Consider the following 23,515-nt stretch of genomic DNA (forward strand, 5'->3'; position numbering starts at 1 on the left):
CTGCCAAAATTGTATCTTTGGCGGCTTTATCCACGTAAAAAGCCAGCTATTCTTTCTTCCCTAAAAGCATTAGCGCTTTGTGTATAAGTGTTTTTGGAGAGCGACGGATGAACGGCCACCATACAATTACCGGAAAAATGTATAGGGATGCGGCGAAGTCGCATCCCTATACATAAAAACAGCCCGGTAATGGTATAGAAGTCATTCAATCCACAGCGAACCAAAAGAACTGTACACAACGCGCATAGTGTTTGATTAAGTTACTTTTTGGTAAATCAACAGGCGTGGCTTGATATAAGACTAGTTATTTTAACAGTAATATAAAAAGTGAATTTATTAAATAGTATAATATTTAGTAAGTTTGAAGATAGTGGTATACTATAAGTGGTTATCTTGTTAAGAAAATCTAATAGAATAAAAGTATGCAGTAGAAGTGGTGGAGCAAGAAGTAAATAAAAAATAGGGGGCGATATGAAGTGGAAAATAATTTTAGAAAGTTTTTAACAATGATTTTAGCAATGACATTAATTATTACCGTAATGCCATTCAATGCATATGCAGATACAGAAGCAGGTGAATTTTCTTATACTGAAATCATTACACCTACATATGAAGATGGAAGAACTTTTTCAGAAGGGTTAGCTGCAGTAAAACGTGGTAATAAGTGGGGATACATTAATGAGTTCGGGGAAGTTGTAATTGATTTCCAGTATGATCATGCACATAGCTTTTCAGAAGGAAAGGCTTTAGTTGAAAAACATATAAAAGAAGATGGTTATGTCAGACGTTATTATTATATTATTACACCGGATAACAAGTCTATACAGTTAAAATATGGAAATAGGGATCACGATTATTTTGACGTGGAGATTTATGATACGACTTTTTACAACGGATACATTCTAGTCCCGGCAGATACTCCTAATGGGAGATTTGTTTTTGATGAATATGGTCAGGCTTTCGATGATTCTGCATTTTTGCCAACAGAAGGAACTCTAGCAAAGTATAATTATTATAGAACTTTAGACGAAGAATATGTGATCTTATACGAAGAACTTGGATTTAGAGGCGCACGTCCGTTTAACCAAGGGATGGCACCTGTCCGCTTTGAAGATCCGAAAGATAAAAATGGACATTATTGGAGCTTTTTAAAGAAAGACGGCACACTATGGTCAGGCTCGAAATTTTATGATTTTCATATTCGTGACATCCGTAAATCAAATCAGGTATTTACTGATTACTCATTAGCTAGTTTAATGAATTCAGAAGGAAAGTGGGGAGCCGTAAACAAAGAGGGTGAGACGATACTTCCTTTTAAATATGAACAATTAAGAGCATTTAGTGAGGGCGTTGCTGCATTCTCAAAGAATGGAAAGTTTGGTTTTATTGATATACATGGAAATGAAGTCATTAAACCACAATTTGATGATGCTTCTGCATTTGTTAATGGACTAGCTGTCGTTCGCCAAGGAAAGACGGCATATATTATTGATAAGCAGGGGAACAAGGTAAAAGGTTCAGAAACTATACCAGTAGACGCCTATTTTGTTGAAGAAGTGGATGAAGAAAGTGGTGAAGTTCAGCATATAGTATACAGCCCAGGGGAATATATTGTTATAAAAGAAAATAATAAATTCGGAATTGGTAAAATCAACTATACTGAAAAAATTACAGAAATAACGGGAGTAAGTTTAGATCATACAGAATTAGAGCTAGAAGAAGGAGAAGCGGCAAAATTACTAGCAACGGTCTCTCCAATTGATGCAACAAATAAAAATTTAACTTGGTCAAGTAGCAATGAAGAAGTAGCAGTGGTAGATGCCTATGGTAAAGTAACAGCACAATCAATAGGAGAAACAACCATAACTGTTACAACAGAAGATGGAAAATATACAGCTACGAGTGAAGTAATAGTAAGGGAATCAACATCAGAACCTGACCCTTATGAAGGATATAAAATATGGGATGATCTATTAGGACATGATTCAATAAATCATAGTTGGACAATCAAATTAAATATGAATGTTGATGAAAATACGGTGGATGATTTAAGTGTATATATTATTGATAAAGATAATAATAAATTAGATTTTATTCATTCAAAAACTGAAAATAGTGGGATCTATGGTTCTATACTATTGAGAAATAATGGAAGTTTTAAAACGGGTGAAGATTATTGGATAATCATTGAAGATACTGTACGATCTATTGATGGAAAAAGGCTAGATAAAGGATTGAAGGCTCAATTTAAGATTAAGTAGTAAAGTGGAAAATTATTAACACAAAGTTGTAGGTGGAGGAATTTAGTTCTTCTATCTACAATTTTTTTAGCTATATAATCCATAATAGACTTTGACTATATGCTTGTTCATGCGGATGAAAAATTATCAGAAGGGATGATAAAAGAATATCATCACCTTTTAAAACGAAATACATCTCTCAATTGGGTAAGAACCCTCACAAATACAAAAAACTCATATACCAATCGATATGAGTTCTAATTTGAAATGAGAATTAACTTGATAAGGTGTAGGTGAATACACGCAAGTCTCATTATTTGTCTATGGCCAGCAGTCCACGCATGTGGAGTTGCGTGGCTTGGTTGGAGATTTGGATTAATGTATTGAATAGCTGGTGAAGAATCGATTTTAACTTGATTCTTCACCTTTTTTTATTGAGTAGTTTATGCAATTTATTATTTAAATGGCTATACTATATATGGAGAGTGAAGAAAAGTATCGGATATTTAAATTAGGGAAGTAAAGGGAAATATCTAATGGTGTAAATATGATTTTTTTTCTGCTAGATTGGTTCTTTATTCAAGAATGGAGGGGGATTTTTGAAAAATACAGAAGATATACTCGATTTGCTAGATCGACTGGATAATCATATTGCGGATGATTTTGAATCGCAGGATTTAGATTTTAAACAATGGAATGAAAGAAGCAGTGAAGAAAACATCAAGAAGATGATTACGTATGCTGTTTGTATGGCCAATGGTGGAGGTGGGAGTGTTGTTTTTGGCGTTGCTGACAAAGTAAAAGGTAAGGATTATTCTATTGTAGGTGTCCCAGAAGGATTGCCAGCGGATGATTTCCAAAAAAGAATTTATGAACGGACAAGTCCGCATCTCACACCTGTTTTTGAAAAGTTAGTCTATCACGAGAAGCAGCTTCTCATCATGCACGTCTATCCTGGTATGCCTCCATACACGACTTCAGATGGATCTGCATCTATTCGTTTGGGCAAGGATTGTGTTCCATTTACAGGCGAACTGAGAAGAAAAATGATGGATTCTTCAGGTCAAATGGATTTTACTGCTGAGGTCATATTCGAGGATTGGAAAAAGCATTTTTCTCCATCTGCGATGGAACGGATACGTGAAATTATGCAAAGGGAACGGGTCGATCCTAGGCTTCTTGCGATGGAAGATGAGGAACTTCTTCGTTCTATCGGTGCATTCAAGGGAGAATACCTTACAAAGGGTTCCTTGTTACTGGTGGGGAAATCGGAAAGTATAGCCCAATTTGTGCCGCAACATAAATGGTCTTTCCGGAAGATGATAAGTGATATGGATTATACTCATAGGCACGATGGGACAGAGGCTATACCCATTGCTTTACATGAGCTTGAACGGTATATCGCTGTTGATAATCCAGTGGTTACGGTTGAATCAGGCCTAGTTCATCCAGAGTTCAGCACTTACCCGACAATTGCACTAAGGGAAGCCCTATTGAACGCATTTGGCCATCGGGATTACAGAATGAATGGAACTATGTTGCTAAAACAATATCGAGATAAACTTATTTTGACTAACCCTGGTGTATTCATCGGTGGAATTACGCCTAAAAATATCCTTCATCATCCGCCAGTCGCCCGAAACGATCATTTGATGGATTTATTGGATCGATTAAAATTAGTGAATAGGTCCAATTTGGGCGTTTCACGAATCTTTAGTTCCTTATTGATGGAAGGGAAAGAACCACCTTCTTATCGGGAAGTTGGTGCAAACATCGAGTTGACGTTTGTTGCTTCCCCGCTAAAAGAAGGGTTCATCAATCTGATTAAACAAGTTGTTGATGAAGGAAACTATGTAGATGTGGATCATTTGCTAATCCTTCAATACTTGATTAGACATGAACAAATTGATGTTTCAACTGCTGCCGAAGTTTCTCAAAGGAGTCCAGAACAAGCACGTGAGCTATTGAGTGTCATGTCCGGTGATTTCAATCTGTTGGATTCGATTGGTAGCGGTCGTGGTAGGTATTACACATTGTCCCGAAGAGCGTATGAATTGATGGAAGATAATATGCGTTACGAACGACAACAATTGTTGGATAGGGAAGCTATGAAAATTAGGATATTGACAATCTTAAAGACACGTAATTTGAGCAATAAAGAAATACGTCAACTAACAGGTTTGACAAGTAAACAAGTTCAGCGTCTCATAAAAGAAATGGAGACTGACGGTGTCATTGTTACTGGAAAAGGTCCGGCAACGAAATATGTTTTGGAAAAGTAAATAATGGGGACAAAATGGGGACAAAATGCGGACAAATCCGGACAAATCCGGACAAATGATCGAATGGGTACAAGAATCCGGACAAAATGCGGACAAAATTCGAATTAAAAAAGTATTAGCTTCTAAAATGATCCAATTTTAAAAAACTACTCACGTAATTCCGAACTGTTCCAGTACCTTTTTTATGGTTGGAGATTTGAATTATTACGGTGTACACACTTTCCGAAAACTATCAATCATTGAGTTCTTTGTGCCAGTCACTCATACATTCGATAGAAAGGAGCAGGATTTCATGAAACAACGCTCCCAGCAGAGGTCAGTAATGAAATGAAAAAACTTATTGCCGACTATCATGCAAAAGCTACGATTACTATTGAAGATATTGTTGATTTTCATTACCGGTATGAAAGTATACACCCCTTTCAGGATGGAAATGGACGCGTAGGGCGAATGATTATGTTTAAAGAGTGCCTAAAGCATGACATCCTCCCATTTATTATTGACCATGAGCATAAGTTATTTTATTACCGTGGCCTTAGCGAATATAAATCGGGAAAAGGCTCCTTATTAGATATATGTTTATCTTCACAGGATCGATATGAGGGGATGGTAGATTACTTTTATCCGGAAATATAGCATTGCAAAACGACAAAATTAATCAAGTCACCGATAAGATGCACACAAGGTGACTACCCCATCTGTGTTCCTGACACATGTTGGTATCTGAATATCTTGAAGTTATAAAGCAGTTCCGCTATGATAAACTCAACAGTTCCCGCCACGCCTCTTAACAATGCGCAACAAGGCGGGTCGTTTTGTTTTCGATATGTTTTATCTTTTAGGTAGGTATGCTTGAAGTGCACAAGGGACCTGTTCCATTGTGTTCTTATATATGTATTCGTGTTATTTATCGCACTTATTTGTGAATGGGAGGCATTTTAACATGAGGGGGATTTTTCAATCTGACTCTAGATTATTTTTACTACGCTTAGTTGCTGCCCTTGTTGTTGGCCTAGTTGTAAGCTATGCTATCGTCTCTCCAGCAAAATCACTAAAATTTCAAAGTGAAAAAGGTGTATTAGATTTATCAAATGTTCGTGTTTCGGAAAATTTAGTAAAGATACAAGGGGAATGGGAGTTTTATTGGAGAGAACTACTGTCGCCTACGGATATACATAATCACTTAGCAAAAGACGAGGTTAGTAGCCGTTTGATTAGTATTCCGAACTCCTGGCTAGGCTATCGGCTCGATGGGAAACAACTAGACGGCACAGGATTTGCAACTTACCGATTGGTTATCAAACTTGGCGAGGATAACCAGAATGAAAGGCTTGCACTGCGGATACCTACCATCTTTCATTCATATAAGTTATGGGTGAATGGTGAGTTGCTGTCAGAAGTTGGTGTTGTCGGTCAGGATCGAAGTAGTGCCAGGCCGCATCTAGCAACAAAGTTGGTTTTCTTCCAACCCGAGAATGATACTGTGGAACTAGTTATACAAGTAGCCAATTTTCATCATAAACGGGGCGGTATGACCAAAACGATAGAGTTGGGTGGCAGTGATATCATTACAGCCAACACCCATTTGAAAATTGCGACTGAAATGTTTGTGACGGCAAGTTTACTTGTCATTGGTGTTTATCACTTATTATTATATACATTAAGGCGTAAAGATAAGGCTCCTCTCTATTTTGGTCTATTTACTTTAATGTTCGGTATTCGGTCATTGTTAGTAGGTGAGCTTTTACTCACACAATTGTTTCCTGCTTTTCCGTGGGGTGTGCAGTTCAAAATCGAATACCTCATTCTTTCCAGTGGCGGCTACATGATTATGATGTATGCGAAGATTATCTTTCCGAATACCGTGTCGCGCTGGTTTCATCGTAGCGTACGGCTAGTAACGGGCACATTATGTGTCATTATTTTGATGACCCCTGCCCTTGTCTTTACAAAATTATTAACCGTCATCGGGATTGTTGTCGTTTCACTGACGGTCTATTTGATGATTGGTTTGGTTCGGGAGGCTAGGAAAGAGACGGAAGGGGCACTGACTTTTCTGTTGGTATCGATCGTTGCTTTAGTGACAATCGCCAATGATTTTCTTTATTACAGCGAATGGTCACGAATCGGTAATACGTCCCCTATTGGTCTATTGGTGTTTACTAGCGCACAGATGATACTGATTTCTTCAAGATTTACAAAAACAGCTGCGAATGAAGAAAAAGTAACGCGTGAATTACAAGACGCCAACCATCAGTTAATCGAATTAAATACGAACTTAGAAAAAACTGTCCAAGAGCGTACACATGCCTTATCTATCACGCATGATGAACTTCAAACGTCGTATAATCGCTTGTTGGATTCCGAGCAAGGAAGGAAGAAGTTACTTTCTTATATTACGCATGACCTACGTATGCCGTTGTCTAGTATGCTTGGATATGTCGAGCTTGTGCAGGATGGGATTCGACCGGAACGCAATGAACAATACTTGACGTATATTCAAGAAAACACTATCAAGATTACGCGTATGATTGAGGATTTATCTTTCTTGTCGCATTTAGAGACGGGACAAATTTCGTATCGAATGGAAGCAGTTAGTGTGCTTCAGTTTTTGAGTGGGTTCTATGAACAGTATGAGTTAGTTGTGCGTGATGCAGGGGTGGATTTCATATTAGATATAGGTGATATGGAAGACCAAGGACCTAATTTCCCCATTATCGAAGCTGACGCATACCGATTAGAGCAAGCCTTATTTAATCTATTATCGAATGCACTAAAATTTACGCCTACTGGAGGGCTGATACGAATTACATTAATTGAGGATAGGATGAATGACGCAAATTATGTAGTCATTGGTATACAGGATTCTGGAACGGGTATACCTTCAGATCAACTTGAGCAAATTTTTGAACGTAACTATAGGTATCATCGTCTGGGTGCTAAGAGAGAAATGGAAGGCAGTGGGCTTGGGTTGGCAATTTGTAGGGAAATTATACAAGCGCATGGTGGGGCAGTTCGAGCTGAGAGTGATGGCGAGACAGGGGCGGCATTGTACGTATCACTCCCTTGTCTATTAAATGAAGGAAGGAAAGTGACTGGGTGGTGAGTAATCCTAAAATAATGATTGTTGATGATGACCCACATATTTGTGAAATTATACAGGTATATTGTGAAAAAGAAGGTTTCATATCCGCTTGTAGTTATAATGGTGTAGAAGCATTGGAACTAGTCAGAACTTTCGAACCAGATTTAATTGTACTAGATGTACTACTGGGCAATGAAAACGGGATAGATTGGTGTACGGAGGCACGCAGTTATACGAATGTACCTATCGTATTTTTAAGTAGTTGTGAGGCAGACGAGGTGAAAATTAATGCATTATCCTATGGCGGCGATGATTATGTGACCAAGCCATTCAGTCCAGGCGTACTTATGGCGAAGATTAAGGCACATCTTCGTAGAACGGCAATAGGTAGAAGGAATCAATTGTTGGAGTTGTATGGATTGACAATAGATTTCCATGCACAGTCCGTTAATACAAGTAGTGGAACCGTATTTTTGTCGAAAAAAGAGTTTAGTTTACTTTCTTATATGGCGCAAAACGTTAATCGTGTACTCAGTGTAGACATGTTATTTCAGTCTATATGGGGAATGCAAAGTCTAGAAGATACGAGAACGGTCGCCGTACATATTAGTAATCTACGTAAAAAAATTGAGGATGATCCAGCTGATCCTAGGTGGATTATTACGGTTCGGGGAAAAGGATATATGTTGGTTGCAAACAGTACATCGTAAGTACAAACTTAAAGTTTTCTTTACAATTCAAAAAGATCATATCTAGCATGATAAAATAAGACTACAATTCGACATTTTTCGCTGTGTTGATATTGTAGTCTTATTTTTTTTTAGGAGATTAAAAGAGAATCGTATCATAGCAAAACAGGTGTAGCTGCAATTAGAAGGGAGAGATAAGTATGAAAAATATGAGAAAAAAAGTAAGGAAGTTGACATCACAATTTTTGGTGGTACTGCTAGTTATCAGTATGGTAGTTACCTTATTACCTGTGCAACAGGCGGCCGCAACCGGATTACCAGTGCAGCAAAAGGTAGCAGCCGAAACGTTTAAGTTCCGAGATGTTAAACAAACGAATTGGTACTACGATGCAGTCGACTATGTCGAAAAGAATGGCTTATTCAAAGGAACAGGGGATGACCAATTCTCCCCTCAGGGAACGATGACGCGGGCCAATTTTGTGGTAGTACTAGGACGAATGGCAGGCGTGGATGTAAGTGAGTATTCAACCTCTGCCTTTTCCGACGTGAAATTAGATAAATCGTATGCGCCATATGTAGCATGGGCAGTTGAGAATAAGATTACAGTTGGTACGGGCGACGGAAAATTTTCTCCAAATGCTCCTATTAACAGAGAACAAATGGCATTGATGACTTTCCGATATTTCGAAAGCTATCAGATTCCTTACGAAAGAGATAAACCGATCACTACGAAACCAAAAGATTTGGCCAAAATTTCTCCTTCGGCGGTTGATGCAGTCGTCAAGTTGTGGCAAGCCGGTTTATTCAGTGGAGACGAAAAGGGAAATTTTAATCCGAAAGCCAAAGCAACTCGTGCTCAAGCAGCAGCTTTCTTTATGCGTTCTCATAAGGTTGTACAAGCATGGATTATTCAAAAGCAAGAAGATAATATAAAGCCAACACCAAAACCAGACGGAAATCCTGGTGGCAACAACAACGGCAGTAATCCTGGTGGCAACACCGGCGGCAAACCCGGTGGCAATAACGGCGGCAACACTGGCGGCGACAACGGTGGAAATCCCGGAGGCGACAACGGTGGAACTCCCGGAGGCGACAACGGTGGAACTCCCGGAGGCGACAACGGTGGAACTCCCGGAGGCGACAACGGTGGAACTCCCGGAGGCGACAACGGTGGAACTCCCGGAGGCGATAACGGTGGAACTCCCGGAGGCGATAACGGTGGAACTCCCGGAGGCGACAACGGTGGAACTCCCGGAGGCGACAACGGTGGAACTCCTGGAGGCGACAACGGTGGAACTCCCGGAGGCGACAACGGTGGAACTCCTGGAGGCGACAACGGTGGAACTCCCGGAGGCGACAACGGTGGAAATCCCGGAGGCGACAACGGTGGAACTCCCGGAGGCGACAACGGTGGAACTCCCGGAGGCGACAACGGTGGAAATACTGGCGGCGACAACAGTGGAAATCCTGGCGGCGACAACGGCGGAAATCCTGACGGCAACAAACCAACCTATACGATTACGTTCGAGAGTAATGGAGGTACGTCAGTAAAGGATAAGAAAGTACGGCAGGATGAAGTTGTAAAAAGCCTACCTTCTCCAGCAAAAGACGGGTCTATTTTCCAAGGCTGGTTCATGGATAGCGAGCTTTCAGCTATCTTCGCGGATGGCAGTACAGTTACTGCTGATACGAAGTTATATGCAAAGTATATTGATAGCGTAAGTAATGCTGTGCAAAGTATTCCTAGTTACACGGCATTGGACGTTAATCCGACCTACACCATTTCTGTAACGGATACGACTGGGACACTGTCAGTAGCAGACGTGCAAGCTGGAATGACGTTTAAGAATGTTTCTAATCCTGATTCCGCGGATATTACTGTCACAGGATCAAACGGTCAATTCATGGTTAGTTCTGCGGCAGAGAGTAGTAAATTTGTAGAAGGAAACACGTATGAACTGACGTTGACGAATGACGACTTGTCCTTCGCAGGGAAAGATGCAACGACACGCATCTATGTGTTTAGTGTAAAAAAACAAGAAGTGATGAATATCCCGTTGAATCCAGATTTAATCTATATCCCATTTAGTGAAGTCGCGGATATGGAACTGGATGGACAGGTGATGGATACACCTTCAGTTCCAGTGATTACAACAACAGTAGATGATAGTGGTTCTAGCAATACACCAGCGAAGGATCGAACTGGAACGTTCAAATATACTGGATCAACGAATATGCAGGCTGGTAATACAGTAGCGATTTACCAAGGAATTCGCCCCGACGAGCGTACAGTGACAACGACGGGTGATGCTGATGGAGATGTCGCATATGTGCAAATCATAACCGTTGACGGTAGTAACTATACGTATAAACATGCAGATCCAAATCAAGTGTTGTTCAAACCGGATGTTTTGCCAGTAAGCAATACGGCTGATACGGACGAGGATCCAACAAACAACTCTATCACAATCGAGCATGTCTCGATGAATTATAGCGATGAAAAGTATAAGGAAATTGGATTAAGTGAACTCACAACCGTCGATGTGGGCGATTTTATCGCTTTTTATGAAGGTGAATTTGCAAAAGAAGGTTCAAGCGTAGTCAGTTACGGCCGCATCACATCGATTACGCCTAAGGCTGAAATGGACGTCATTACGTATGACGTTGTTACGATAGACGACATTACAAATAGCTTCAATATTTATCAGCAACAAGCGATTGCTGGGGAAGACTTATTGGCACCCGAGGAAATTACGATGCTGGAAAGCCAAATCGAACGACAAGCATTAGACAGTGGATTTGTTGAAGAATCCGTCGACTATCTATCTACCTTGGCTTTAGAAACAGATGAATTTAAGCTACAATCGCGAGGGTTGTTAGGAGAAAGTAGTAAGGTTGAAGTAAAAAATCTGTCTGTTGTCGCGAAGCTTGGGAACAGACTGAACAATATCGATGGCAAAACATCTGGTGTCAGTGCGACACTTGAAATAGGCGCCGACATTGTCATTGAAATCGATGATGACAGTAGCCTCGTCATTCATATGACAGGTTCATTCATTGAAGAAATTAGTTTGGATTTGGGCATTAATGGAGAGATGCAAGGGCATTGGCTCACGTTTTTGGGCGCCCCTTACTGGTATAGCATCGATGATTATGTTGTGACTACGAATTTAGATACGCATACGTATACGGGCATCAATATTACGGCTGAAATTGCGACGGTTAGTCATGATAAGTTACAAGCAGCCTTAAATAATTGGGTGGATGAAAAGACTTCAGGTAGATTAGGTCAAGTCTTGGATATTGCTGACCAAATTAAAGCACAAATGGAAGATCAAGAAGATACCGACGTTGATATCAAGGCGATGAAGGCTCGTTATCAGGAAATGCTAGAAAATGACACAGATTGGGCTACTCTAATTGAAATAACGCTTTTTGAAGAAAGTAAACGTGTCCTAAAAGGTCTTATTGAAGTGAAATTTGAAGCAAACTTCGTTGTGAAAGCGAAGGTCAATTTAACAGTAGGGGCCGATTTTAATTATAAGACGGCGAAACGATACACGGCATCGCTGTATATACTCAGTTTCAGGGGAACGACCGATACAGTCCCGTTACCAGGAGATGGCGATTATCAGTTCACGTTTTATGTGATGGGTACGCTCGGCTTAAAAGCGGGGGTCAATATGTCCATCCAGGCCGGGCTGCTGTCAGTCGATTTAAATAGCGTTGGACTTTCTGTAGAACCAGGGGCTTATGTCAATTTATGGGGCTATTTTTACTATCAATTAAAAAATGAGAATAATATTGAATCCTCCCAATCTTTAGGTGCCTTATTTGTGGAAGTAGGTATCTATTTGGAAGTGGAAATAGGAGCCCAATTAGGCGATGGGTTCGTTGAAGGTAGTATCCCCGTGTATGAGAATATGTGGCCGCTGTATACGGCGGGGATGCAGGGAAATGTGGAGGATTTTGCCTATCAACAGGATGAAGGGGATTTTGAATTATTCTTTACTGAGGACAGGACAGGGATTATGTTGCCAGATTCCCTCTTTAAGATGAAAGTGTTTGACTTGAAAACAGGTGAGGACACGACACAAGTGTATGATCCCAAATACTTTGACATTCAAGTAAGTGGAGTGGAATTTGAATATAGCCCGACACCGATAGGAAATTTACTCCGGGTCATTAGGAATTGGAGTTCACCGGGCACTGGTATGTTAGTCATTACTTGGAAAGGCGCACCATTGTCATTTACGTCAGACCCAATTAAACGTACGATTCCGATGTATTTTGTGAAAAGTGAGAAGGATACCCTTTCACTCGAATTAAATCTAGGAAAACATACATTTTCAGAAAGGGTGTTCGCAAGACTGAATGAAACAATTAATGTGAAAAATAGAGTGCCAGTACGTGCGGGTTATACATTTGAAGGATGGTATACAAGTGAGGGGGAAGACGGTAAAAAGGTGGATATTCCTAAGAAGATGACACCTGCTGTAAGCATTTTATATGCCCGTTGGACTGCAAATACGAATACTAAATATAAAGTGAATCACTATTTGGTGAATCCAAACAAGGGACAACCGGCGATACTAGACCACTCTGAAATACGGACAGGAACGACTGATGAGATGATTCAGATTAATTCTGATAAATATAAGGATAGTGGATATTCAAATGGTAAAGCCCAAGTCTTTATTTATGGAGAGGGATCTGCCGTCGCCAATATTTACTACGAACCAATAAAACGAACAGCTGTCTTTGATTTAGGCTATGGTGCAGATCGAGAAATCCGAGTAAATGATATCATTGGTAAAAATATTGGTCTTCAAATTCCAATACCAAAAAGAGAAGGATATAAATTTACTGAATGGACACCAGAAGTTCCAGTTAAGATGCCAAAAGTAGATACGATCTACACAGCAAATTGGACTGTAAGGGATGATATGCCCTATAAGGTTGTATTTTTGAAACAAAATATAGACAGCGACACGTATACAGTGGCTGACGTGGAAACATATTATGGTACAACGAATACAAAAGTAACATTGCCAGAAAATCAGTTGAAATTGTATGAAGGATTTACGTTTGATAAGTCAAATAAAAATTCTGAACTAGAGGCTGTGCTAGCGGCAGATGGTACAACTGTCCTAAGGGCGTACTTTAAGCGAAATACGTATAAGATGACAATTGATTATAATGACGCAAAGACACCCCAAAAGGTAAAGGATGTACCGTACGGAGCAACAACTTTACTCCACCTGGGAACCCCTAGTTGGCCAGGACATCAATTTGTCGGCTGGGAACCTCTTCCGACGGAAACGATGGGGGCGCAGGACGTTACACACACAGCAAAATGGGACACAAACCAATTTACCATTAACTTTGTAAATAATGGTGGTGCAGAAGAAATACCAAGCCAAATGCTGGAATATGGAGTAAAGGTAAGTGAACCAACACCGCCTACAAAGGCTGATTATGCATTTGGCGGCTGGTATACGGACGAGGAATTGACATCATTATACGATTTCAATCGTCTAGTGTTGACGGACCTTACGTTGTATGCAAAATGGATGCGCAGCTATACGATGAACTTCAACAGCAATGGTGGTTCAGAGATACCTGATCAAACAGTGTACGAAGGAATGAAATCTGAAGAACCTAAGTCACCAACGCGAGATGAATATGTATTCGGAGGCTGGTTTAGCGATAAAGATTTGACAAAGGGGTATGATTTCGCAACCGAAATTGTAAAGGGAAATATCACGCTTTATGCGAAATGGACGGTTGATGAGAACAAGGAATATCTAGTTCGGTTCTATAATTGGAATGATGGATACCTCGGGCAACAAGCCGTGAAGAAAGGCGGCTTGGCAGAGGAAATTGAACCACCAGTGAAATATGGTTCTACGTTCCAACTTTGGCGCCACAAACAAACAGGTCGAACGTTTAACTTCACAACACCAATTACACAAGATTATGACTTGTTTGCGGAGTTTCTCCCGACTAAATACGAGGTAAGTTTTATCAGCGACGGAACGAAGATATATAGTCAGTCAGTGCGTCATGAAGGAACAGTTCAAGTACCTACAGCGCCAACAAGGGAAGGGTATACGTTTAAAGGTTGGCATAGTGACCTGAACTTAACGAATCGATATGACTTTAATACCCTAGTGCGGGGAGAACTTACGTTGTACGCAAAGTGGGACCCCCTTTTCACGGTTAGCTTTGATAGTAATGGTGGATCAGCAGTTAGTAACCAAGTAGTGGAGTTCAATGCAAAGGTTACAGAACCTCTAGCACCAGAATGGGTAGGTTATAAATTTGGTGGCTGGTATAGTGATAGTGCATTAACAAGCCCATATCATTTCAATACATTGGTGACAAATAATATCACTTTGTATGCAAAATGGACACCTCTATTTACAGTAGGTTTTGATTATAATGATGGTTTAGGTGTAGTAAACCCACAGGCTGTTTCAAAAGGTGAAACAGTCATAGAGCCAACTGAGCCAACAAAACCAGATCATAAATTTGGTGGTTGGTATACAGATGAAGGGTTAACAATTCCCTATGATTTTACAACAGAAGTAACAACGGATCTCACGTTGTATGTCAAATGGAAAGAGCTACATTCGGTACAATTCAGAGTAAGAAATCCTTCAAATCTTTCTGAAGTGATTCGTGTGGAGGTACCGGATGGGGATATGGTATCTCCGCCAGACACTCCGATAATGGTAGGAGACCAGAGGCTTTATAAATGGTCTACAACTCCAGAAGGTAGCCCTTTTGACTTCTCAACGCCAATAACGAGTAATACGACAATATGGGGTCATTGGGTCCAATCAGCTGTGGTGACATTCGAATCAAATGGTGGTTCGGAAGTTGCAACACAGTACGTCACAGTAGCAGCTCGTGTTGCTGAGCCCGAGCAACCTGTGAAACTAGGCTTTGGTTTTGATGGCTGGTATAAGGAACCAGAATTTACAACACGCTTTACTTTTACGAGTGGTAGAGCAAATTCAAATATGACATTATACGCAAAATGGATAAGTGGTGACGAAATAGCACAATGGAAGCCTGCGGATAATACAGTTTTTAGCAGTTTCATGGACACATTCACGGCTAATCAGATGACGGAAGAAGCTGAAGTCGTTGCACCATCCTTTACACCTGTAATGGATTCATATATGAGTCGCTTGGCAAATAGGTAACAATAGAATATCACTTGCAGGTGAAGAAAAACAATTCGTTTTTCTGTAGTGTGTGGTGCCTCTCACTCATTCAAACATGAAAGTTCAAACAAACATGTTTGTTTGAAAAAACGTATTTGTTTTGGTGACGGGCACCTTGATAGATAAAAAGTACCAATGCGTCAATCATTCACGATTGTTTAACGCATTGGTACTTTTTGAATTTGTTTAAGCAGTTTTCACTTTCGACTTGATGACTGGATAGCCCAAATCTTCAATTGCTTTTTCGATGTTTTCAATGGTTATAGATTCGGAATTGAAATCTGTTTTTACTTTACTGGCGCTGAACATCACTTTGACACTGTTTTTTTCAATGTCGTTTTAATCCTTTTCCAGAATTTTTAATCTTCTGTAGGCGGAATGGGCATGATAGAGTTTCTAATTGAATCGTTGCTTTTTGCATGTCACTCTCACCTTTGAATTTATAGTTTTAGACGTTCAATTAAAATGAGCGTCTTTTTTTGTAGCTTAGAAATTATTACTAGCGTTGCATTAAAATAAAATCCGATTGTCAAGTGAAAATCTCATTAATTTATTGGGTAATATGGGATATTTTTATATAAAACGAATAAAAACCCCTTATAATAAGGGATAAGGGTAATTCTGTCCAAATCCCAAACTATAAGGAGAAACCATGGACAAGTATACCACAAAAACTGTATTCAATGAATACATTTATCCACTCGATACACATGTTGTACAAAAAATGATTGATCATGCCGAAATTGATAAGTATGTGAAGAAGCTTGATACCCTGACGTTTACAAAGCTTTTCATCTATGCCCAATTACAGGGGTTACCGAGTCTTAGACGAATTAGTGAAAAAGTGAAGCGTAAAAAAGCTGTACAAAGAATAGTTGGCATAGCTAGCATTAGTAAATCCCAACTTTCAAGAAAGTTGAGAGATATTCCGCCTGAAATATTCGAGGTAGTCTTGCATCATCTTATTCAAAAACTCCATCAACAAATTGGTCCGAAAAAGGTAGATGCGGCACTTGGGAAAATCCATTTAATCGACTCTTCCACCATTTCAATGTGTCTTAGTCAATATCGGTGGGCGGATTTTCGTGATACAAAAGCCGGTGTAAAAATGCATACATCTATCATTTTTTCAGATGGGATATCTTACCCAAACGATGTGATTATTACACCTGCCAGACCCTCTGATTTAACACAGTTAGATGCGTTAATCGTACAGGATAAAGAGGCTCTTCATGTGTTCGACCGGGGGTATTTCGATTTCGACAAGTTCGATTTCTATTGCGAGAACGGAATTCGTTTTGTCACGCGTATCAAGTCCAACACCATCATTCACTTGATAGAAGAACTACCTGTAGATTCTTCCTCGGCAATTACACGGAGGGCCATCGTAAAAATTGGAAAGATGAAACATCCCCTTTATTTGATAGAGGCATTGAATGGTGAAGGAAAAAAGATCTCGATTGTGTGCAATGATGCGAAAAGAAGTGCCCAAGAAATTAGCGACCTTTACCGCAATCGTTGGCAAATTGAATTGTTTTTCAAATGGATTAAACAGCACTTAGTTTTGAAAAAGTTCTATGGACAAGGCGCGAATACAGTATTCAATCAAATTTATATTGCCATGATTACTTTTTGTTTAACGCTCTTATTGAAAACGAAATTAGGCTATAAAGGTACTCTGCTTCATTTATTTGAATGGATTAGTGACTTTTGGACCGAAAAACTCTCTGCGTTGGTTAAGAAACTATTCAAGAAACCAAAACGCTCGTCAAAAGGACGACGGCGAATGAACCACCAACAAATCTTTGAAGAGACCGAGGCGCAGTACGTTCAAGGTGCTACCGACCATTTGGATGACTTAACTTACGACCCAATCATTTAACTATATATGTGTAAAAAAATGGATTTAGTTACCCGATTCGGTAGGGTATCTCCTTTTTTATTTAAAGCAGAAAATATTATTGGTATAATATTACTTAAATCAAATAAATCACATTTATGTTACACTACTTTTAAAGTTGACAAACTAATAAATACTTTATGCAACGCTAATAACAGATAATAGAAAATTGATGGTTGATGAAAGTATATTAGATAGTTATGATTTCATTATACAACACGTTGTTTGATATTCAAGAGGGAATGTTATTCTGAAATAGGAGTTGTTTATATGTCAGCAAAACAAAACAGGATTTTAATTTTTGGTGCAGGCGTTATAGGGAGTGCATACGCGCTCAAATTTATTGAAGCCGGGATTGACATTACTATGTTTGCACGATCAAGCAGATATACAACATTGAAAGAAAATGGTTTGCAATATAACGAAAAAGGTAAAATTAAATCTATAAAAGTAAATGTCATAGATAACCTAGAGAATGATGATGTATATGACTTTATTTTTGTTACAGTTCGTTACGATCAAGTCGAATCAGCACTTCTATCACTAAAAGACAATCGAAGCAAAAATATTGTTACTATGACAAATAACTCACTTGGATTTTCGGCATGGCTAGATATTGCCCATGATAGACTTTTGCCTGCTTTCCCCGGTTTTGGGGGGCAGATAAAAGATGGAATACTGTATGCTAGATTTCCGCCAAAGGCTTTGGCTACGTCTATATTTGGAGAAATTAATGGTTTAGTGACAGAACGTGTAAAAAACCTTACGAAATTATTTGAAGCAGCAAAACTTCCATACACAATTAACAATGATATGAAAGCGTTTCTAATAACCCATTCAATATCAGACATTGCTTTGCTAGGTGCATTATATACTGAAAATATGGGAATTAGCGAAAAAGCACATCAAATAACCGTTGTCTTAAAAATGTATTTGATGGCAATACAAAAAGCTGGTGTTGACATCAATCCATCTGTATTTAAGGTTGTGCTTAAATGTCCAAATTTGATTCTGGATTTGTTCTTTAGAATATGGCTACAGACAAAAATGGTGAAGGACATGATGTTACCTGATTTTGCGAATAGCGCAAATAGAGAAGTTGTACAGTTGCGTAATGATTTATTGAAATTTTTAAGTCAGAATGGTGTTACGCCATAAGCCTGAATTTCCTCTTTATATAAAAAAAGTTGTCTCTGATGTGACGTCCATCATGCAAAACGTCAATGACCAGAAGACGAATGTCATTTTCGGCGATGAAACAATTGTATTGCATGGAAAATCCGTCATCGATGATTCAATCGGTAACATCGATTTCGAAACATTCGCACGTTCCTTCTATGCAAGTGAACCCGGAACAAAAAGAAATACTTTATGGGCAGGCACTCGACTATGCGCAGCTGACAGGCGGGGAATCCGTCAGTGACGCATATTGTGGAATCGGTACGATTTCCCTGTTCCTCGCACAAAAAGCGAAAGAAGTATATGGCATCGAAATAGTCCCACAAGCAATTGAGGATGCAAAACGCACTGCCGATTTGAACGGAATCGACACTGCTTATTTTGAAGCAGGTCCCGCAGAAGTCGTCATCTCAAAATGGTACGCAGACGTCAAGCGTTTCGATGTATTAGTCGTTGACCCACCGGGTAAAGGCTGTGACGAAAAGTTGTTGAATAGAGTGAATTTTCGTGCTAAATTATATATAAGCTGTTCTAAAAAAACTGAAGATAGAGAACCCTAGCAGGGGTATAGATTTCCTAGGTAAAATAGTCAATGTTTAATAATCAGTCCTAGTATTCTAACGCTCGGAAAAATATTTGAAGGAAGGAGTGAGTATGTTGAAAAGAATCCGCATAACTTTTACAAAATCCCAATTATCTTTAATAGTTGCAATCGTAATGATCTTAAGCTTATTATCTCCACTTATGTCGCAAACAGTACAGGCTGAAATCATAAGATCGGCGCAAATCGAGAAAGTAATTGGGATTGTTCATATTCAAAAAGCAGAAGGGGGTAAGCAGATCCGTGCACACGAAGGGATGATTTTGTACCATGGAGATCATATTCAGACGGAAGAGAATTCAAGCATGGTTTTTCAAGTACTTGACCGTGGGGATATTATTACAGTTGAGGAGAACTCACGGATAGCTATCTCCGAATTAAGGAATGATTCAGGGAAGATGAAAACAAGCTTTTTCATTTGGAACGGCTCTATATGGGTACAGGCATCTACTCTCACCAACTCGAAAGATGAATTCAAAATTGAGACGCCTGAAGCTTTCATGAGCGTTAGAGGCACAAATCTGCTTGTAGGTGTGGATCCGACTACTGGGGAATCTAAATTTTTTATTGCCTCGGGTCAAGGGGAAGTGAGTAAGAAAGGTGAGGAAGGGTCAGGCAATAGCATAAGCTTGTATCCAAATGAGCAAATCAGTCTGAACAAGGATACCGATTCTAATGATTATGACGATTATAAAAATATAGCTGATCTAGACGATTTAATAGCGAATACAAGCAATGCGATTATCGAAGCTATTATTGCCAGCAAAGCGGCAATCGATCAAGAAAATGAACAATATATTGCTAAGCTCAAAGAGCAACAAGATGGCATGGATGAAATAAACCAAGAGATGATTGATCGAATTCAACAAAATCTTGATAATTTGATTGGAAATATCGTTAAAAGTGCGATTAAGCAAAATAAGGTAGATGAGGCAGCAATTAAAGCGTTCATTGAGCAAATTAATGAACGATTAGATAAGAAGCTTGATCTTGATAATGTGAAGGCCCAGGAGCTATCGGCTCAGGAGAAGGCAAAACAAGCTCAAATTAATCTATTAAATGAAGAACGCAAGAAGAAACAAGAAGCAGAGAAGCTGAAGCAGGAAGCGCTTAAGAAGCAGAATGAAGAATTAAAGAAGAAGTTAAATGAGCAACTCGAGAAGCAGAAGGAAGCGAAGCTGAAGGCGGCAGAAGCTGTGAGGCAGAGAGCTGCCGAAGAGCTAATGAATAGGCTCACAAATAATGCTGCCAAGTTAGCGTTCGAGGCGAAGCAGAAAGCCATAGCAGTGGAGAAGGCTAAACAGGATGCTGCCGCCAAGGCCGTTGACACATCCGCGCCTGTTTCACAACCATCTGATGATACTGGATTAGAACCAGTTATAGAAGAGCCAATAGAAGAGGAAGCAGTTATAGAAGAGCCAATAGAAGAGGAACCAGTTATAGAAGAGCCAATAGAAGAGGAACCAGTTATAGAAGAGCCAATAGAAGAGGAACCAGTTATAGAAGAGCCAATAGAAGAGGAACCAGTTATAGAAGAGCCAATAGAAGAGGAACCAGTTATAGAAGAGCCAGTAGAAGAGGAACCAGTTATAGAAGAGCCAGTAGAAGAGGAACCGATTATAGAAGAGCCAATAGAAGAGGAACCGATTATAGAAGAGCCGGTAGAAGAGGAACCGATTATAGAAGAGCCAATAGAAGAGGAACCGATTATAGAAGAGCCAATAGAAGAGGAACCGATTATAGAAGAGCCAATAGAAGAGGAACCGATTATAGAAGAGCCAATAGACGAGGAACCGATTATAGAAGAACCAATAGACGAGGAACCGATTATAGAAGAACCAATAGAAGAGGATCCGGTTATAGAAGAACCAGTTGAAGATGGTCCAGATGGAGAAGATTTAACACTACCTTAGAATGATTATTAAACCAACAGTTGCCGGCTTTATTCTAGATATAGTCGTGTAAATAGAGATAGGAGCGACACTGCAGCCTATAATTTCACTGTAAGGACCCTCTTTAGAAGAGGCAGGCGGCGCAACGGTCTATTCTCATTAATTGAACTGCTCTTATCGCCTTACACTGGTAAGCCCTATAACCGATACAGTAGGTAATATAATCACACAAACTCGTAATACCCGTTTAATAGTAGGTCAAAGTGAATGTTAAACCAATTTAAATCTGATCAAAGAAGCATCCAGTCAGCGACATAGGTGCTTCTTTTTTGAGATGTATAGAATGATTGTAGAAATGGGGTTCTCGTTGATAACGACTATGAGAAAAATTACCAGGTAACAAAATTGTCACTTTATGCACCCTGTTTGTCCTACAAATCAAACTACTGCAAGATTTCCACGCGGTAGTATAAGGATAGAAGCAAACAGAGAGACAATTACATGACAGCTTTGAAAATGAAAAAACGAATAAACTACAAAGAAAAACGTATTATATACTCTTAATGACACGCCTGGTAACTACTCAGCCTATATATGTTGATATAAAGAATCCTACTAAAAACGCTTGGCGCTTAGGGATGCCTCTCGCAATAAGCCAGACAGAAGACCGCTGTCAGTCTTATCGCTTCGGCTACCCCAGTAAGGCGCCTTCGCTAGAAGAGTAGATAGAATCATTCGTTCACGTCTGTTTATTTACCAAAAAGTACCTTAACCAAACACTAGGTACTCTGTGTATAGTAGCTTTGGTTCGCTTTAGATTGAACGACTTCTATACGATTACCAGGCTGTTTTTTATGTAAAGGGATGCGACTTTGCCGCATCCCTTTACATTTTTTCGGTAATCGTATGGTGGCCGTTCATCCATCGCTCTCCAAAAATACTTATACATAAAGTGCTACTGCTTTTAGGGAAGAAAGAATCGTTGGCTTTTTACGTGGATAAAAGCCGCCACGAAGAACGGCTTTTGCGAACAATGTTATCCGCGACCTAAAGGGAGTGAAGGCGAAGCGTCGAGAGTAGTTGGATAGATGCCTTAATTTCTGCAAGGAACGCAGAAATTAAGGCAAATCGAACCCTACGCTGTTCGATTGGCTGCAGTTTTTACCATGGTCCTTCCCACTGTTATTTTAGGAAGTGTTACCTTCTTGCAAAACTTCCTAAAATTGAAGTGGGAGCACCTTATACAAAGTGCAAAAGTGCCCGAAATTGCATCTTCGGGCACTTACACTCCCTATAGAAAAAGTTATCTATTCTTTTCTACAGTAATCATGTCGTGAATAGTTAGCCGAAAGCGAACCGGAAATGCGCCAGTGAAAATGGTGGTTTTCAAGCCTTTACTTACCCGTGATTTATACAATTAAATAGTTAATCAACAGACGTGCTTTATTTTATAAGTATGACATGAATCTCCTTTTAGCGATTTATGGTAATTTAAAAGATTATTTGTTTCCTAGTTTCTCTATGGTGCTTTATATCAAAATTGAAACCTTCATTAATCAAAACATTCCCCAAGACAAGCCCTATTTTTTAAACCAATCAGAAAATAATGCAGTTTTTTAAGTAAGTGAATTTTTCTATTTTTAAATAATAAATAGCTTCGATAAAAGTTGGATTATGCTTTTGAAGAATTCAATTAGTTTTACCTATGGATACCATAGGTAATTTGATATTGTTTACTTTTATGACTCCTTCTACAATATATTAAGTAGCAATGCTACAAAAAATTAAGGGAGATGATGGTAAATGTCAAAAGCAATTTTTTATCATGCGGGTTGTCCAGTTTGTGTAGATGCGGAGCAAATGATTCTTGATTATCTTGACAAATCAAAGACTACTACAGAAGTAGTACATCTTGGGAATGATCAAAGTCGTATTGAAGAAGCAGAAAAGGTTGGAGTAAAATCAGTCCCGGCGTTGGTTATAGATGGAAATGTATATCATATCAATTTTGGTGCAAGTTTAGCTGATGTAAAAGGATAAGTTCTATAAGAAGGTGCTGATTGGGCATCTTCTTCTTTTTTAAATAGGGTTAATTAAAACATGCCTTTAATTAATTTATTTATTGTCGGCTAATACAAAAATATTTAACCCATGAAGCTGCACTTAGAGAGTGTCCTGAACATACAAATTTATTAAAGATTAGTAGGCAAAACTGATTAAAAAAATTTCATTTATAAAGTTCTGTAATAACTCTATATTCGTAAAAAGCAATTCATGAAAAAAATAATCATAAAAATAGGTAGGGTTATATACTATATTTGAATAATAGGTAAAACCAATCGTTACTAGTAAAACAAAGAGATTGAACTTATGATTTGAAGTGGTTAATATCGACTGTGACGCAATAAACTT

General features: G+C 39.1%; 9 protein-coding genes and 2 pseudogenes. All 11 read left to right on the forward strand.

All coding sequences use genetic code 11. The features are described 5' to 3' along the window. Window positions 1–476 precede the first annotated feature (476 nt). The 11 genes and pseudogenes from N1I80_RS03360 (at window position 477) to N1I80_RS03415 (ending at window position 23,143) form a co-directional block, all read left to right on the forward strand. Window positions 477–2,261 carry a WG repeat-containing protein gene (locus tag N1I80_RS03360; protein ID WP_340736549.1) on the forward strand — a complete coding sequence of 595 codons (1,785 nt, stop codon included), beginning with the start codon at window positions 477–479 and terminating at the stop codon, window positions 2,259–2,261. A 578-nt stretch (window positions 2,262–2,839) separates the two neighbouring features. Then, a complete protein-coding gene (locus N1I80_RS03365) occupies window positions 2,840–4,522 on the forward strand; it encodes an RNA-binding domain-containing protein (RefSeq protein WP_340736550.1) in 1,683 nt (560 codons plus the stop codon). Window positions 4,523–4,819: 297 nt separating this feature from the next. Continuing rightward, window positions 4,820–5,158 (forward strand): annotated as a pseudogene (locus N1I80_RS03370) (Fic family protein); the annotation flags it as partial. 307 nt (window positions 5,159–5,465) lie between these two features. Continuing rightward, window positions 5,466–7,628, forward strand: coding sequence for an ATP-binding protein (locus tag N1I80_RS03375; protein ID WP_340736551.1), 2,163 nt, complete (start codon window positions 5,466–5,468; stop codon window positions 7,626–7,628). Next, window positions 7,625–8,317, forward strand: a complete 693-nt coding sequence (locus N1I80_RS03380; RefSeq protein WP_340736552.1) for a response regulator transcription factor — start codon at window positions 7,625–7,627, stop codon at window positions 8,315–8,317. The genes N1I80_RS03375 and N1I80_RS03380 overlap by 4 nt, the downstream gene beginning before the upstream one ends. Window positions 8,318–8,496: 179 nt before the next feature. Further along, window positions 8,497–15,510, forward strand: coding sequence for an InlB B-repeat-containing protein (locus N1I80_RS03385; RefSeq protein ID WP_340736553.1), 7,014 nt, complete (start codon window positions 8,497–8,499; stop codon window positions 15,508–15,510). 673 nt (window positions 15,511–16,183) lie between these two features. Then, window positions 16,184–17,413 (forward strand): IS4 family transposase, encoded by a 1,230-nt coding sequence (locus N1I80_RS03395; RefSeq protein ID WP_340736554.1) that lies wholly within the window; start codon window positions 16,184–16,186, stop codon window positions 17,411–17,413. A gap of 288 nt (window positions 17,414–17,701) precedes the next feature. After that, window positions 17,702–18,589, forward strand: a complete 888-nt coding sequence (locus N1I80_RS03400; RefSeq protein ID WP_340736555.1) for a ketopantoate reductase family protein — start codon at window positions 17,702–17,704, stop codon at window positions 18,587–18,589. A 19-nt stretch (window positions 18,590–18,608) separates the two neighbouring features. After that, window positions 18,609–19,164: pseudogene (gene rlmD / locus N1I80_RS03405) on the forward strand (23S rRNA (uracil(1939)-C(5))-methyltransferase RlmD); the annotation flags it as partial. A 100-nt stretch (window positions 19,165–19,264) separates the two neighbouring features. After that, window positions 19,265–21,124, forward strand: a complete 1,860-nt coding sequence (locus tag N1I80_RS03410; protein ID WP_340736556.1) for a FecR domain-containing protein — start codon at window positions 19,265–19,267, stop codon at window positions 21,122–21,124. Between the two features lie 1,782 nt (window positions 21,125–22,906). Next, the gene (locus N1I80_RS03415) at window positions 22,907–23,143 is read left to right on the forward strand and encodes a thioredoxin family protein (RefSeq protein ID WP_340736557.1); all 237 of its coding nucleotides are present in this window, start codon (window positions 22,907–22,909) and stop codon (window positions 23,141–23,143) included. Window positions 23,144–23,515 lie beyond the last annotated feature (372 nt).

Source organism: Sporosarcina sp. FSL K6-3457 (assembly GCF_038007285.1).
Taxonomy (GTDB): Bacteria; Bacillota; Bacilli; order Bacillales_A; family Planococcaceae; genus Sporosarcina.

Coding starts and splice junctions, on each gene's coding strand:
- N1I80_RS03375 (WP_340736551.1), top strand. CDS start 5,466: ATGAGGGGGATTTTTCAATCTGACTCTAGATTATTTTTACTACGCTTA.
- N1I80_RS03385 (WP_340736553.1), top strand. CDS start 8,497: ATGAAAAATATGAGAAAAAAAGTAAGGAAGTTGACATCACAATTTTTG.
- N1I80_RS03395 (WP_340736554.1), top strand. CDS start 16,184: ATGGACAAGTATACCACAAAAACTGTATTCAATGAATACATTTATCCA.
- N1I80_RS03400 (WP_340736555.1), top strand. CDS start 17,702: ATGTCAGCAAAACAAAACAGGATTTTAATTTTTGGTGCAGGCGTTATA.
- N1I80_RS03410 (WP_340736556.1), top strand. CDS start 19,265: ATGTTGAAAAGAATCCGCATAACTTTTACAAAATCCCAATTATCTTTA.
- N1I80_RS03415 (WP_340736557.1), top strand. CDS start 22,907: ATGTCAAAAGCAATTTTTTATCATGCGGGTTGTCCAGTTTGTGTAGAT.